This window comes from Brevibacillus borstelensis (assembly GCF_036700025.1).
Classification (GTDB): Bacteria; Bacillota; Bacilli; order Brevibacillales; family Brevibacillaceae; genus Brevibacillus; species Brevibacillus borstelensis.
Genome location: NZ_CP144922.1, coordinates 4,935,991 through 4,949,964, shown reverse-complemented (window position 1 = coordinate 4,949,964; position 13,974 = coordinate 4,935,991). Strand labels below are relative to the sequence as shown.

General features: G+C 54.1%; 13 protein-coding genes. All 13 read left to right on the top strand.

Translation table 11 applies throughout. The features are described 5' to 3' along the window. Positions 1–14 precede the first annotated feature (14 nt). The 13 genes from V5G20_RS23800 (at position 15) to V5G20_RS23740 (ending at position 13,524) form a co-directional block, all read left to right on the top strand. On the top strand, positions 15–551 hold the full coding sequence (locus V5G20_RS23800) for a 3-hydroxyanthranilate 3,4-dioxygenase (protein ID WP_243014518.1): 537 nt from the start codon (positions 15–17) through the stop codon (positions 549–551). Then, positions 542–1,540, top strand: coding sequence for an amidohydrolase family protein (locus V5G20_RS23795; protein WP_031932079.1), 999 nt, complete (start codon positions 542–544; stop codon positions 1,538–1,540). The genes V5G20_RS23800 and V5G20_RS23795 overlap by 10 nt, the downstream gene beginning before the upstream one ends. Before the next feature lie 7 nt (positions 1,541–1,547). Beyond that, a complete protein-coding gene (locus V5G20_RS23790; RefSeq protein WP_031932080.1) occupies positions 1,548–2,009 on the top strand; it encodes a RidA family protein in 462 nt (153 codons plus the stop codon). Between the two features lie 11 nt (positions 2,010–2,020). Further along, on the top strand, positions 2,021–3,490 hold the full coding sequence (locus V5G20_RS23785; protein ID WP_003389317.1) for an aldehyde dehydrogenase: 1,470 nt from the start codon (positions 2,021–2,023) through the stop codon (positions 3,488–3,490). 33 nt (positions 3,491–3,523) lie between these two features. After that, positions 3,524–4,309 (top strand): 2-keto-4-pentenoate hydratase, encoded by a 786-nt coding sequence (locus tag V5G20_RS23780; protein ID WP_003389316.1) that lies wholly within the window; start codon positions 3,524–3,526, stop codon positions 4,307–4,309. 20 nt (positions 4,310–4,329) lie between these two features. Further along, positions 4,330–5,214, top strand: a complete 885-nt coding sequence (locus tag V5G20_RS23775; RefSeq protein ID WP_338462480.1) for an acetaldehyde dehydrogenase (acetylating) — start codon at positions 4,330–4,332, stop codon at positions 5,212–5,214. A gap of 16 nt (positions 5,215–5,230) precedes the next feature. Next, entirely contained in the window at positions 5,231–6,259 is a 1,029-nt protein-coding gene (gene dmpG / locus V5G20_RS23770; RefSeq protein ID WP_003389314.1) for a 4-hydroxy-2-oxovalerate aldolase, read from the top strand. Positions 6,260–6,271: 12 nt separating this feature from the next. After that, positions 6,272–7,057, top strand: a complete 786-nt coding sequence (locus V5G20_RS23765) for a 2-keto-4-pentenoate hydratase (RefSeq protein WP_122957602.1) — start codon at positions 6,272–6,274, stop codon at positions 7,055–7,057. Positions 7,058–7,248: 191 nt separating this feature from the next. Next, positions 7,249–9,150 (top strand): DEAD/DEAH box helicase, encoded by a 1,902-nt coding sequence (locus tag V5G20_RS23760; RefSeq protein WP_227277695.1) that lies wholly within the window; start codon positions 7,249–7,251, stop codon positions 9,148–9,150. A gap of 29 nt (positions 9,151–9,179) precedes the next feature. Further along, the gene (locus tag V5G20_RS23755) at positions 9,180–10,418 is read left to right on the top strand and encodes a winged helix-turn-helix domain-containing protein (RefSeq protein ID WP_338462476.1); all 1,239 of its coding nucleotides are present in this window, start codon (positions 9,180–9,182) and stop codon (positions 10,416–10,418) included. A 251-nt stretch (positions 10,419–10,669) separates the two neighbouring features. Next, complete coding sequence (locus tag V5G20_RS23750; protein WP_338462474.1) at positions 10,670–11,725, top strand: fatty acid desaturase; 1,056 nt, start codon at positions 10,670–10,672, stop codon at positions 11,723–11,725. A gap of 66 nt (positions 11,726–11,791) precedes the next feature. Beyond that, the gene (locus tag V5G20_RS23745; RefSeq protein ID WP_024984254.1) at positions 11,792–12,928 is read left to right on the top strand and encodes a sensor histidine kinase; all 1,137 of its coding nucleotides are present in this window, start codon (positions 11,792–11,794) and stop codon (positions 12,926–12,928) included. Continuing rightward, complete coding sequence (locus tag V5G20_RS23740) at positions 12,925–13,524, top strand: response regulator transcription factor (RefSeq protein WP_003389308.1); 600 nt, start codon at positions 12,925–12,927, stop codon at positions 13,522–13,524. The genes V5G20_RS23745 and V5G20_RS23740 overlap by 4 nt, the downstream gene beginning before the upstream one ends. Positions 13,525–13,974: the final 450 nt, after the last annotated feature.

The following is a 13,974-nucleotide window of genomic DNA, read 5'->3' as shown; positions in this document are numbered from 1 at the left end:
CGGGAGTGATTTGCATGAGCATCCTGGCACCGATAAATTTGGCGAAGTTCATTGAGGAGAACAAAGACCAGCTCAAGCCGCCGGTCAACAACAAGGTGATCTGGAAAGACGCCGAGCTGATGGTCATGCTGCTCGGCGGCCCCAACAAACGGCGCGACTTCCACGTGGACCCCTCGGAGGAGATTTTCTATCAGATCAAGGGCGACTGCTATGTGGAGATCATCAACTACGAGGGAAAACGCGAAGTAATTACGGTCAAGGAGGGAGAGATGCTCCTGCTTCCTCCCAACGTTCCGCATTCGCCGCACCGGGTAGCCGATACGATCGGGCTGGTCATCGAGCGAAACCGGGCGGAAGGAGAGCTGGAGGACTTCGTCTGGTTCTGCGACGAGTGCGACAGCGAAATGCATCGCGCCACCGTGCAGCTGACCAATATCGAGGTTCAGGTGAAAGAAGCGATTCACGGCTTCAACAGCAATCTGGAGCTGCGGACATGCAAAAATTGCGGGCACGTCATGCCTCCGGAAGCGAGTGAGTGGAAATGCGAGTAGACTTCCACACGCACATCATTCCGGAAGACCTCCCCAATCTGGCTGAGAAATTTCAAGGCGAGCGCTGGCCCGTCCTGCAGCGGACCTGCGCGTGCGGCGCCAACATCATGGTCGCGGGCAAAGTGTTCCGGGAAGTGACCGATCAGGTGTGGGACCCTGCCAAGCGGATTTCTGACATGGAGCGGGAAAAGGTCGACATGCAGGTCATCTCGCCGATTCCGGTCACGTTCTCCTACTGGGCCCCTGCTGAAGAAGCGGAGCTGATGGCCCGCATCCAAAACGATTTTATCGCGGACACGGTCAGGCAGCATCCCGAGCGCTTTCTCGGGCTTGGGACCGTGCCCCTGCAAAATGCGGAGATTGCGATTCGTGAAATGGACCGCTGCATGCATGAGCTCGGCCTCAAGGGGATCGAGATCGGTACGAATGTGAATGGCAACAACCTGGACGATCCGTCTCTGATTCCCTTCTTTGAAATGTGCGAGAAGTGGGAGGTGCCGCTGTTTGTCCACCCGTGGGAGACACTCGGCCGAGAGCGGATGCCGCGGCACAACCTGATGTATACGGTGGGGATGCCGAGCGAGACGGCCTTGGCTGCTGCCAGCCTGATTCTCGGCGGCGTGATGGAAAAATTCCCTCGGCTGAAGATTTGCTTTGCCCACGGCGGAGGGTCATTTCCTTACATTCTTCCCCGCCTGGACCAGGGCTGGAAGGTATGGCCGCATCTGAGGCTGACCGAGCAGCCGCCAAGCCACTACGCCAAGAGCTTTTATTTCGATTCGCTGAACTACGATCCGCTGAACATTCAATACATGGTGGACCGCTTTGGCGCCGACCGCATTTTGATGGGGTCGGACTACCCGTTCTTGCTGCGGGAAATTCCTCCGGGCGAGGTCATAGACAATGCGCTTTCGCTCACCGAGGAGCAGAAGCGGGCGATGCTGGGCGAAAACGCGCTGCGCTTCCTGAATATGAGCGAGGGCAGGTGAGAGGGAGATGACTACACATGCGGCTACACCGGAACAAAGATTGCAGGAATTGGGGCTATCGCTTCCGGCCCCACGGCAGGCAGCAGGAAACTACGTAGGCTGTGTCCGCGCAGGCAGCCTGTTGTTTACCGCCGGACAAGGGACAGATGAATACCGCGGCAAGCTCGGCGATGATGTGTCGGTGGAAACAGGCTACATGGCAGCCAGGCAATGCATGCTCAACCTGCTGGCTGTCGTCAAGGCGGAGATCGGCGAGCTGAGCCGCGTAAAGCGGGTGGTGAAAATCCTCGGGTTTGTCAACAGCGCCCCCGATTTTACGGATCAGCCCAAGGTCATGAACGGAGCGTCCGATCTGCTGGTGCAGATTTTCGGGGAGAAGGGGAGGCACGGGCGTTCCGCCGTCGGGATGGCCCAGCTTCCGCACAATAATGCGGTGGAAGTCGAAATGATTCTGGAAATCGAAGAGTAGGAGGCTTTCACATGAGTCAGACTACACAGGCAAATCAGCGAAAGTTGAAGGACGCAAAGCTGTTTATCGACGGAGCATACGTGGACGCGATCTCCGGGGAGACATTTGACACGCTCGATCCCGCGACCAATCTCAAGCTGGCCTCGGTGGCAAATGCGGGCGAAGAGGATGTGAGAAAGGCGATCGAGGTAGCCCAGCGCACGTTTGAAAGCGGCGTCTGGAGCAGGATGCCCGTCGAAGAAAGAGCGAAGATTCTCTGCAAAATGTCCGATCTCGTCATGGAGCGGGTGGAGGAATTGGCGCTGGTGGAGACGCTTGACGTCGGCAAGCCGATCAAGGAGAGCCGCGGCTTTGACATCCCCAGAGCCGCCTGGAATTTGCGCTTTTTCGCCGAAATGGCCAAGTATCTCGTACATGAACATTACGAAATGAACGGCTTCATGTCCTACGCCAAATACGCTCCCGCAGGCGTGACCAGCCTGATCATTCCGTGGAATCTGCCGTTTATGCAGATGACGTGGAAAGCGTCGGCTGCACTGGCGGCGGGCAATACGGTCATCGTCAAGCCCGCCTCCTATACGCCGCTGAGCGCGGTCATGATGGGCGAAATCGCCAACGAGGCAGGCTTGCCGCCGGGCGTTTTGAACATCCTGACGGGGCCGGGCGGAACAGTCGGCACCGCGATGACCACACACCCGCATGTCCGCCGGATATCGTTCGTCGGGGAGACCACGACAGGCAAAACCGTAATGCGGAACGCTGCTAGCCAGCTCATTCCCGTTTCGCTCGAATTGGGCGGAAAATCAGCCAACATCGTCTTTGCGGACGCAGATCTGGATGAGGCGGTGAAAGGGTCGATCGAGGCGATTTTCCGCAACCAGGGCGAAATTTGCCTGGCCGGATCGCGCCTCTTGGTCCAAAAGAGCATCTACGATCAATTCCTGGACAAATTTGTGCAGGCGGTGAAAAAAATCAAGGTTGGCAATCCGCTCGACCCGGATACCGACATGGGGGCGCTTGTCTCCCGCAGCCACCTGGCCACGGTGGATGAATACGTCCGGATCGGACTGTCAGAGGGAGCCAAGCTCGCTTTTGGCGGCAAGCGCATCACCAGTCTGGGGGACGGCAATTTTTACGAGCCGACCGTGCTCTACGATGTGGACAACAAAATGAGGGTAGCCCAAGAGGAGATTTTCGGTCCGGTCATCGTCATCATTCCGTTTGAAACAGAAGAAGAAGCCATCCAGATCGCCAATGACTCCATCTACGGGCTGGCCGGCGTCGTCTGGACGAACGACCTCAGACGCGCTCACCGCGTGGCGGATCAGGTGCAGTCCGGGCTGCTGTGGATCAACTGCTGGTATGTGCGCGATTTGCGAACGCCTTTTGGTGGAGCAAAAGCGAGCGGAATCGGCCGGGAAGGCGGACGGCACAGCTTCGAATTTTATACGGAAGCCAAGACGATCACGATGAAAAGATAGCGGTCGGAAACAACGTGCGGGAGGGATACGGCAATGGACGAGGAAAAAATCAAGCGGCTCGCCGACCATCTGGCGGAGGCGGAGAGAAGCGGCCTGGCTGTCGAGCCGATTACGAAAATAGAGCCGGAGATTTCGGTCGAAGACGCGTATCGCGTGCAGCTTTTGACCGTCGGGCGGAAAGTGAATGCGGGCGATGTGATTACGGGTAAAAAAATCGGTCTAACCTCGCTGGCGATGCAAACCCTGCTCGGGGTAGACCAGCCGGACTACGGTCATCTGCTTGACAGCATGGCTGTGGAAAATCACGGTCACATCTCCTGCAAAAAAGTGCTGCAGCCGAAGGTAGAGGCGGAAATCGCCTTCTTTCTGAAGCGCGACTTGAAAGGCCCGCGCGTGACGGCTCTCGATGTCATGCTGGCGACCGAATATGTGGTCCCAGCACTCGAAGTCGTGGACAGCCGCATCGCCGACTGGAAGATCAAGCTGGAGGACACCGTTGCGGACAATGCGTCCTCCGGCTTCTACGTATTGGGCGGGCGTCCGGTGAAGCCAGACCAGATCGACCTCGTCATGGCCGGCATGGTGCTGTACAAAAACGGCGAGGTTATGAATACGGGTGTGGGCGCGGCGGCATTGGGCAATCCGGCTGTATGCGTCGCCTGGCTCGCCAACAAACTGGCCGAATTCGATATTCCGCTCAAAGCGGGGGAAGTGATTCTATCCGGTGCTTTGTCTGCGGCCATCGCGGCGGAGCCGGGCGATTCGTTCCGCGCCAGGATTGCCCATCTGGGCGAAGTCGGTGTCCGGTTTACAAGCTAAGTGTCAAGGGAGGGAGAGCCATGTCCAGGAAAAAGGTTGCGATCCTCGGATCGGGGAACATCGGCACGGATTTGCTGATGAAGCTGGAGCGTTCCAAATATTTGGAGGTTACGGCGATGATCGGGATCGATCCCGACTCAGACGGACTGTTGCGCGCGAAAAAAGCGGGGTGCGAGGTGTTTGACGGAGGGCTGAAGCAGTTTTTGGACAATGCCCCGGAGCTTGCCGACATCGTTTTTGACGCGACTTCGGCGAAAGCGCATATCCGTCACGCCAAGGCGCTCAAGGAGGCCGGAAAGCTTGCCATCGACCTGACTCCGGCAGCAGTCGGCCCGTATGTCGTTCCAAGCGTCAATCTGGGAGAACATCTGCATGAATGCAATATCAATCTGATCACCTGCGGCGGGCAGGCCACGATCCCGATCGTCCATGCGATCCACCGGGTTTGCCCTGTCAGCTATGCGGAGATCGTCGCAGCCATCTCCAGCAAAAGCGCAGGTCCGGGCACCCGTGCCAATATCGACGAATTTACCGAAACGACCGCCCGCGGTCTGGAAGTGATTGGCGGGGCCAAGCAGGGCAAGGCGATCATCATTCTCAATCCGGCCGAGCCGCCGATCATGATGCGGGACACGGTGTACGCGCTGGTGGAGGGCGAGGTGGACGAACAGGCAATAACCGCTTCCATCGAGCAGACCGTTGCCTTTATTCAGTCATACGTGCCCGGCTATCGCCTCCGTACAGAGCCGCTGTTTGACGGCAACCGCATAACGGTGGTACTGGAGCTGGAAGGCGCGGGAGATTACCTGCCCAAATACGCAGGGAATCTGGACATCATGACTGCGACTGCGGTCAAAGTGGCGGAGGAATTCGCCAAGCCTCACGTCGGGGCGGCGTCTGTCTGAAAGGGAGGGAAGAGAAATGACTGATAAACGGGAGATTCTCGTCACCGAAGTAGCGCTTCGCGACGGAAGTCACGCGATCAACCACCAGTTTACCGTCGAGCAGGTCGTCCGTGTGGCTCGTGCGCTCGACGAAGCAAACGTGCCCTTTATCGAGGTCTCTCACGGAGACGGGCTGGCCGGTTCTTCTCTGCAATACGGCTTGTCGCGTACAAATGAGATGGAATTGATCGAAGCGGCCGTCTCCGTCTGCAAGCAGGCGACCATCGGCGTTTTGCTGCTGCCGGGGATCGGCACGATCAAGGATTTGAATGCCGCCGCCAAGCTTGGTGTAGGCATGGCACGGATTGCCACCCATTCCACCGAAGCGGACATTTCGGCACAGCACATCGCCCGTTCCAAGGAGCTGGGGCTTTTAACGGTCGGCTTTCTGATGATGGCCCATATGGCCCCGCCCGCCAAGCTGGCGGAGCAGGCAAAATTGATGGAAAGCTACGGAGCAGATGTCGTCTATATCGTCGATTCCGCAGGAGCGCTGCTCCCCGACCAGGTCGCGGAGCGAGTCCGGGCGCTCAAGGAAAGCCTGGAAGTCCCGGTCGGCTTTCACGCGCACAACAACCTGTCTCTGGCGATGGCCAATACGCTGGCCGCGATCAAGGAAGGCGCTACCCGCATCGACGGCAGTGTCCGCTGCCTTGGGGCCGGGGCAGGCAACACGCAGACAGAGGTGTTCGTTGCCGTGATGGAGCGGATGGGCATCCATACCGGAATCGATCTGTACAAAATGATGGACCTGGCGGAAGACATCGTGGCGCCTCTGATCCAGGTGCCCCAGGAGATTACGAGAAACTCGCTCGTGCTCGGCTATGCCGGCGTCTACTCCAGCTTCCGCCTGCATGCGGAACGGGCGGCAAAGCGCTTCGGGATCGATTCCCGCGACATTTTGATCGAGCTTGGAGCGCGAAAGGCTGTCGGCGGGCAGGAAGACATGATCATCGATGTCGCCGCCGAGATCGCGAAGCGACAGGCAGCGGTTGAAAGCAGATAGGAGGGAAGCGGCATGCTCGCGGAACAAGTATGCAGAGCGCTCGCGCAAAAGCTGGTCGACGCCGAGCTTGGCAAGCAGGAGATCGTGAAATTGACGGCAGAGTATCCCGAGCTGTCCGTTGAGGACGGCTACCTGATTCAGGAAGAGCTGATCAAGCTCAAGAACGAGCAGGGACACAGTGTACTGGCGCTGAAAATGGGCCTGACCAGCCAGGCCAAAATGAAGCAGATGAACGTGCATGAGCCGATCTGCGGCGTCATTTTCGATTATATGGCGATCGACAACGGCATTCTCCCATTGGGCGAGCTGATTCATCCAAAGGTGGAGGCGGAAATCGCGTTTGTTCTGGGCAAAGACATCGCGGGACCGGGCGTCACCGGAGCGCAGGTGCTGGCCGCGACGGAGTATGTGCTGCCGGCGCTGGAGATCATCGACAGCCGGTACAAAAACTTCGAGTTCACGCTTCCCGATGTCATCGCTGACAACACGTCGTCATCCCGGGTCTTTTTTGGCTCCCGCCTGAAAAGGCCGGACGAACTGGAGCTGGACCTCGTCGGAGTGACTCTCTCGATTAATGGACAGATGAAGGACTTGGGGGCGGGAGCCGCTGTACTTGGGCACCCGGCCCACTCTGTCGCGATGCTGGCCAATATGCTGGCAAGAAAAGGGGAGAAGCTCCGGGCGGGGCAGGTCATTTTATCCGGCGGCATTACAGGCGCACATCAGCTGTTTGCAGGTAACGTCGTATCCGCACACTGGGACGGACTGGGCGGTATTGATTTTGTGGTGAAAGAGTAAGCGCTTTGCCTGCTGCGGCGAAGCGGAATGGACACGAGTTTGCGCTGGTTTGGGCGGGCTCGTGTTTTTTGTTTTTTTCTGCGACTAGCCAGTGGCCCGTTCCGGCTCATCTGTATTTTCGTCTGCTTCTTTGCTGTCATTTATACTATAATAAAATGAAATTAGGAATAATGTACTAGGAGAGACAGATCGTGGCTTATATGGTACCGGAAACAATCCCAAGGGGAGCGACGGCTGGAGAGAGAATGTTATTTGAGTGCCTGAAAAACCATTTACCAAGTGATTATATCGTTTACTACGAACCGGAGATACGGGGAAGAAGGCCGGATTTTGTCATAATAGGGCCTGACCTTGGTCTTGTAGTTTTAGAAGTGAAAGATTACAAGAGCAACACCATCTATCAAATAAATCACGATGACTGGATACTGCACAAAGAGGGCGGTGGGATGGTCACAACGAAAAGTCCCTTAAAGCAAGCGAGGGACAATGCCCGTTTGCTTACTGATCACTTGAAAAAAGATCGGAATTTGCTACAGGACAACAGCTCATATTTAAAATTTTCCTACGGCTATGGTACGGTTTTTACCCGCTTAAAACAGGAGTATTTTTTGAAGCATAATCTTTATCATGTGATTGAACCACAGTTTGTTCTTTGCCAAGACGAGGTTGACCCTGATGAGGACGGATTTTCTCCTGAAATACTATTGGAGAAAATACGCGGGATGTTCACTGTTCGCAACACGAAGAGATATATATTGACCAATGAAGACATTCAGGCAATTCGTTTCCACCTGTTTCCCGAGGTTCGAATTGGTGCCGAGTTTACATCACCGGTTCGCCATCAGGACCAACTGCTTTTATCTCTGCACAATATCAAAACAATGGATTTGCATCAAGAGAACCTAGCAAAGCAGTTGGGAGATAAGCATCGTTTAATCCGCGGGGTCGCTGGCAGCGGCAAGACACTTGTCTTGGCTAGTCGAGCCAGGCTGCTTGCGAAAGCACATCCTGATTGGCGAATTCTCGTTCTCTGCTACGGGATTACATTGTCAAAAAGTTTAAAGCAAATGATTGAAAAAATGCTGAATGAACCGGAAGATCTGTATGAGATGATGAATGCCCCAGGAACTCCTTCCGCTGCCAATATAGAGGTTTACAATTTTCATGAATGGCTCACCCAGCATCTGAAGATGAGCGACACTGATATTCCCATCCTTTTGGAAAAGGCGCAGCGTAAAGAAGCGGTCCTTCCGATGTACGACGCAATATTAATCGACGAGGGGCAAGATTTTGAGCCTGATTGGCTGAAATTGTTGTGCCAATGTTTGAACCCGACCACGCAGTCTTTGTTGCTGGTAGAGGATCGCGCCCAATCTATTTTCAGGAGAAAAACGAGTTTGGCTCAAGATGTTGGCCTTGATTTTCGTGGGCGGTCAAAAATACTGACGATTAATTATCGAAATACGGCTCAAATCGTGCAATTTGCTTGGAACTTTTTTCAGGCACACTCCCATCTGCAGAACAAAGTAAAAAGCGGGACGACAGAAGGTGTGGAGATCATTCCTCCGCAGTCAACCAAAAGGAAAGGTCCAGAACCGTTCATTCAACGATTTCAAAACATTCAAGAAGAGATGAACTTTGTTTCCAAGTCCATTAACTTTCTAACACGAGAGAAAAATATACCGTATAGTGAAATTGCCATATTATACCGAGTGAAAAATACCCATCGAGTCTCCTATATTGATGAGATCAAAAACAGTCTGGAACAACACGGGCTGCCGTACACATGGGTTACAGAAAACGCCGAAACGAAAAGAAATTTCTCGCGTGAAGAAAACAAAGTGAAAATATCTACCATAGATAGTGCAAAAGGTCTCGATTTCCGAGCGGTTTTTATCGTGGCAGTCGAAAATATGCCATTCCCGCTGGAAGAAATAGAAGAACGAGAGGTTTCGCTGCTTTATATAGCCATGACCCGAGCTTTGGAATGGTTATTTTTAACATACAGTGGTCATTCAACCTTTACGCAATTTTTGGATGAAGTGGCGGCGAAAAAGAAGCTGTCAAACCCGAAGGTAAAAGAGCTAGGATAACGAAATGACCAGCCTCGGAGGTTCCTTTAATGAAAACGATCAAATCAACCAAACGAGCGGTCCGGCGTTTTCTGCTGGAGACGCAAATGCTGCTCGGCAGCCCGGAAGCGGAGAAGGGCACCTCATTTGACTCGGCACAAGTCCTGCAAGACCGCGTGCGAGACGCAATCCGGCGGCTCGAATGCGTGCAGATCGATCCGGTGAATGCCGTCCGCCCCAATCAACATCTGGTCTTGGCAGCGCGGATTCCCGGCTACCAACCAGAGGTCCTGGATGAGCTGCTTCGGGCCGGAGCTTTTTTCGAGTACCTGGCGAATGCCGCCTGCATCATTCCGATGGAGGATTACCCGATCTTTGAACCGACTCGCCAGCGGCTGCGCGAGCGCGTGCAGCCTCAGCTCGACCAGTTCAAAGCGATTGCGGACGGCGTCCTGCAAAAGCTGGGCGAGGAAGGCCCGCTGCCGTCCAAAGCATTTGAATCCGATCAGCGAGTTCATGGCTATTGGGACAATGTGAGCGCCAAAACAAAGGCGACGTCCCATGTCCTGAATCTGCTTTTGGATGCGGCGCATATAGCGGTCGTGGGGAGAGAAGGGAACCAGCGCCTGTTTGATCTGTCCAGCCGGATCGTTCCTGGCGAGCTTCAGGGCCGGAAGATGGAAAAAGGAGAGGCCCTAAGCGCGCTCCTGGACAAGTATTTCCGGGCGTACCGGGTATTCGAACCGAGCGATCCGCGGCTGGGCTGGCAGCGGCTGAGTGCGGGAGAACGGCGGGAGGCGATTGATCGGCGAATTCAAGCGGGTGAAGTGGTGCGAGTAGAGGTGGAGGGACTTGCCAAGCCGTATTTTATCCTCGCTTCTGACAGCGGCCGCCTCTGTTCTCACATCGAAGCAGAGCAGGACGGGATTGCCGATGACGACAAAGACATTTCCGTTTACTTCCTGCCGCCGTTGGACAATTTGTTATGGAGCCGCAAGCGGTTGGAAGACCTGTTTGCATTTGAGTACCGCTGGGAAATTTATACGCCGGCCGCAAAGCGAAAGTACGGTTATTACGCGATGCCGATACTGGCGGGGGACAGGCTGATCGGCCGCATGGACCCCCGGCTGGATAAAAAAAGCCGCCATTTGACGGTTCAATTGCTGCAAATCGAACCTCATGTAAAATTCACCGGACCACTGAAAAAACAGGTATTGAACGCTTTGCAGACTTTCGCCGTCAGCCATGGCGCAGATACCTTCTCCATTGAACAGACAAGGCTGAAATAGACAAGCGTCTCTTCGTCATGCATGCTTTCTCGCTCAAAAATAAAAAGGAACGGCTCTGCTCAAAACCGCAAACCAGCAATTAATTCCACAACAGGAAATAAAATCTGAAAAACCATGACAAATGTCATATCCTCAAGTTGACGTTTATGACTACAGTGAACAGGATGCGCTTTCTATAATGAAAGTAAGAAAAATTTGCGCCCTACGTTCCTGAACGTTTTCTAAGCGTCAAATCGAGGAGGCAATACGCAATGCACGAATCCAACATAGCTACTCTGAAAAAGAATGTCGCCCCCTATGAGAAGAACGATACGAAGTCGAGTATCAGACAGCTTTTCAACACCCTGGTTCCTTTTTTGTTGTTATGGTTCGCAGCGTATCAAAGCCTGGCCGTTTCGTATTGGCTGACGCTTCCTCTTTTGATTATCGCTGCCGGATTTGTGATTCGGACGTTCATTATCTTTCATGACTGTTGTCACCAGTCGTTCTTCAAGAATCGCCTGGCGAACGATATACTTGGCACCATTACAGGTGTGATCACGCTCTGTCCGTATGAGCAGTGGAAGCATAGTCATTCGATCCACCATGCGACGAGCAGCAACCTCGACAAACGGGGTGTCGGCGACATCTGGATTCTCACCGTCGAAGAATACCTGTCGTCCCCGCTGTGGCTCCGGATCGCTTATCGGATCTACCGCAATCCGTTTGTCATGTTTGGGCTCGGTCCGATCTACGTCTTCGTGCTCCAGTACCGTTTTAACCGCAAAGGAGCGAGAGCCAAGGAACGGATGAACACGTATTTGACCAATGTTGCCATCATCGCGCTGTATGCACTGATGATTTGGGCGGTGGGCTGGCAAGCGTTTCTGTTCATCCAAGGCCCGATCTTCTTCATCTCCGGCCTGCTCGGCATCTGGCTGTTTTACGTGCAGCATCAATTCGAGGATTCCTACTTTGAAAACGAGGAAGAGTGGAGCTACGTGAAAGCGGCCGTGGAGGGGAGCTCCTATTACAAGCTGCCCAAGCCATTGCAATGGATCACGGGAAACATCGGGTTTCACCACGTCCATCATTTAAGTCCGAAAGTTCCGAACTACAATCTGGAGAAGGCGCATAATGCCACGCCTCCGCTGCAAAAGGCCACAACGATTACACTTGCCACCAGCTTGAAATCGCTTCAGTTCCGGCTGTGGGATGAGCGCAACAAGGCGTTTGTCAGCTTTAAGGAGATCAAGGACTTGCTGGATAAAACAGGATCTGCTCCAGAGCCGTTGCCAAGAAGAAGTCCCAGTCTGGAAGGAAAATAAACCTGCGAAAACCTTTCTCTTCATATACACTTAATGTAGACAGTGTAGTGGAAAAGGTGGGCGATCATGCAGAAGTGGTATCAAATTCTTCACAAAAACACCGGTCTTAGCCCTTATGTGTGGGTCGTCTTTTATATCCTTCCGTTCTATTTCATCTTCCGCTCCTCCTCTACACTTGAGGTTGTGAGCGGAATTGTGATGATTCTCGTGTTCTTTGTCTGCTACGTGTTTTCGTTTCTCTCCAAGGGATGGCTGATCTACTTCTGGACGAGTGTGCAAATCATCATTTCCATCACGATGACGCTGCTGTTCGGCTATGTATATTTCTCGCTGTTCCTGGCGTTTTTTATCGGGAATATTCAGAACAAGGTCGGTTTTTATACGCTGTACTCGATTCATCTCGTCAGTACCGTGGTCACGATCAATCTCGGGTTTATCATGAAAAACGCGCAGATGATCAACCAGTTGCCGTTTGTGCTTGTCAGCATGATCGCCGTGATCCTCCTTCCCGTCACCACCTACAACCGGAACAAGCGGGAAAAGCTGGAGGGACAGCTGGAGGACGCCAATAAGCGGATATCGGAGCTGGTCAAGCTGGAGGAACGCCAGAGGATCGCACGCGATCTGCACGATACGCTTGGACAGAAGCTCTCTTTGATCGGGTTGAAATGCGATCTGGCGGGCAAGCTGATCAGCAAGGACCCGGACCGGGCGAAAGTTGAAATCAATGAAGTTCGCCAGACGGCGCGGATCGCATTGAAGGAAGTCAGGGAAATGGTAACCCAGATGCGCGGTACGCGGCTTGAGGAAGAGATGTTTCGCATCAAGCAGATTCTCGAAGCGGCCCAAATTGATTTTCAGCTAGAGGGCGACCCCAACTTGACGAAAACCTCCCTGATGACCGAGACGGTGCTCTCGATGTGCATAAAGGAGGCAGCGACGAATGTGGTAAAGCACAGCAGTGCGTCAGCCTGTTCGGTCGTAATCGAGCCATCGCGGACCGATCTGGTGGTCAAAGTGAAGGACGACGGGATCGGCATCGCCGACGAGTCGGCTTGCTACCGCGGAAACGGTCTGCGGGGCATGCGGGAGCGGCTCGAATTCGTAAACGGGAGCATGGAAATTGTTTCAGACGGCGGGACGACGATCGTCCTGCGTGTGCCAAACGTCTTCAAACAACCGGAAAAGGAGGCGGGGATATGATTCGGATCGTCATTGCCGAGGACCAGCGGATGCTGTTGGGTGCTCTTGCGTCCCTGCTCGATTTGGAAGAGGATATGAAGGTCGTTGGCAGAGCCAGCAATGGCGAGGACGCTGTGAAGCTCGTCCATCAGCATCAGCCGGATATTTGCATCATGGATATTGAGATGCCGGTGAAGAGCGGGCTGGATGCGGCGGAGGAGCTGAAGACATCCGGCTGCAAGGTCATGATCCTCACCACGTTTGCCAGAGCCGGATATTTTGAGCGTGCATTAAAAGCGGGAGCGGACGGCTATCTGCTGAAAGACAGTCCCAGCGAGGAGCTGGCCAGCTCGATCCGCAGCATCATGGCGGGCAGACGCATCTACGCGCCGGAGCTGATGGATGAGGCGTACGGTCAGGAAAATCCGTTGACCGAGCGTGAAAAGGAAGTCCTGCTGCTGATCGCCGACGGCAAAAATACGAAGCAAATCGCGAGCCAGTTGTACCTGACAACCGGGACGGTCCGCAATTACATCTCCGTCATCCTGGATAAGCTGGGGGTCAGCAACCGGATCGAAGCGATTATGCATTTCAAGGAGAAGGGCTGGTTTAAATAACCGGCCAAAGCGGATATTTCATGAATACGGTATGGACCAGACACCGGAGCGGGAGCCGGTGTCTTCTTTTTTGTGCGCCCAGCATGGGCGATAGCTATAGGGTGAAAGTCCCGAACGGGGGTTGGCTGTACCAACCGTTAGCTCAAGGCAAGGGTGTCGACCGCGAGGTCGAATCTGAAGGAAGCCGGCGGCAAAATCCCGACCTGAGGTACACGAACCCAATTTGAGGCTGTTGTATCCGGGCGAGTCTGCCAAACAAGACAAAGCCCCATACAGCCAAGGGATACAGTAGTAAACTTGGGCAGGTACATGGGATGAAAGTTATCGTTCTTACCTGGGGAGGTCTGCATGAAACGCCTTCAACTGTTGGTAACCGTCTCCGTAAGGAGACGCTGAACATGCAGAAGTCAGCAGAGGCCATAGTACCCGAGTAGAGGACGCTTGAATGGG

Excerpts from the sequence above, each read along its gene's own strand:
- V5G20_RS23790 (WP_031932080.1), top strand. The coding sequence starts at position 1,548 with ATGACTACACATGCGGCTACACCGGAACAAAGATTGCAGGAATTGGGG.
- V5G20_RS23755 (WP_338462476.1), top strand. The coding sequence starts at position 9,180 with ATGAAAACGATCAAATCAACCAAACGAGCGGTCCGGCGTTTTCTGCTG.
- V5G20_RS23780 (WP_003389316.1), top strand. The coding sequence starts at position 3,524 with ATGGACGAGGAAAAAATCAAGCGGCTCGCCGACCATCTGGCGGAGGCG.
- V5G20_RS23745 (WP_024984254.1), top strand. The coding sequence starts at position 11,792 with ATGCAGAAGTGGTATCAAATTCTTCACAAAAACACCGGTCTTAGCCCT.
- dmpG (WP_003389314.1), top strand. The coding sequence starts at position 5,231 with ATGACTGATAAACGGGAGATTCTCGTCACCGAAGTAGCGCTTCGCGAC.
- V5G20_RS23765 (WP_122957602.1), top strand. The coding sequence starts at position 6,272 with ATGCTCGCGGAACAAGTATGCAGAGCGCTCGCGCAAAAGCTGGTCGAC.
- V5G20_RS23800 (WP_243014518.1), top strand. The coding sequence starts at position 15 with ATGAGCATCCTGGCACCGATAAATTTGGCGAAGTTCATTGAGGAGAAC.
- V5G20_RS23750 (WP_338462474.1), top strand. The coding sequence starts at position 10,670 with ATGCACGAATCCAACATAGCTACTCTGAAAAAGAATGTCGCCCCCTAT.
- V5G20_RS23740 (WP_003389308.1), top strand. The coding sequence starts at position 12,925 with ATGATTCGGATCGTCATTGCCGAGGACCAGCGGATGCTGTTGGGTGCT.
- V5G20_RS23785 (WP_003389317.1), top strand. The coding sequence starts at position 2,021 with ATGAGTCAGACTACACAGGCAAATCAGCGAAAGTTGAAGGACGCAAAG.
- V5G20_RS23775 (WP_338462480.1), top strand. The coding sequence starts at position 4,330 with ATGTCCAGGAAAAAGGTTGCGATCCTCGGATCGGGGAACATCGGCACG.
- V5G20_RS23795 (WP_031932079.1), top strand. The coding sequence starts at position 542 with ATGCGAGTAGACTTCCACACGCACATCATTCCGGAAGACCTCCCCAAT.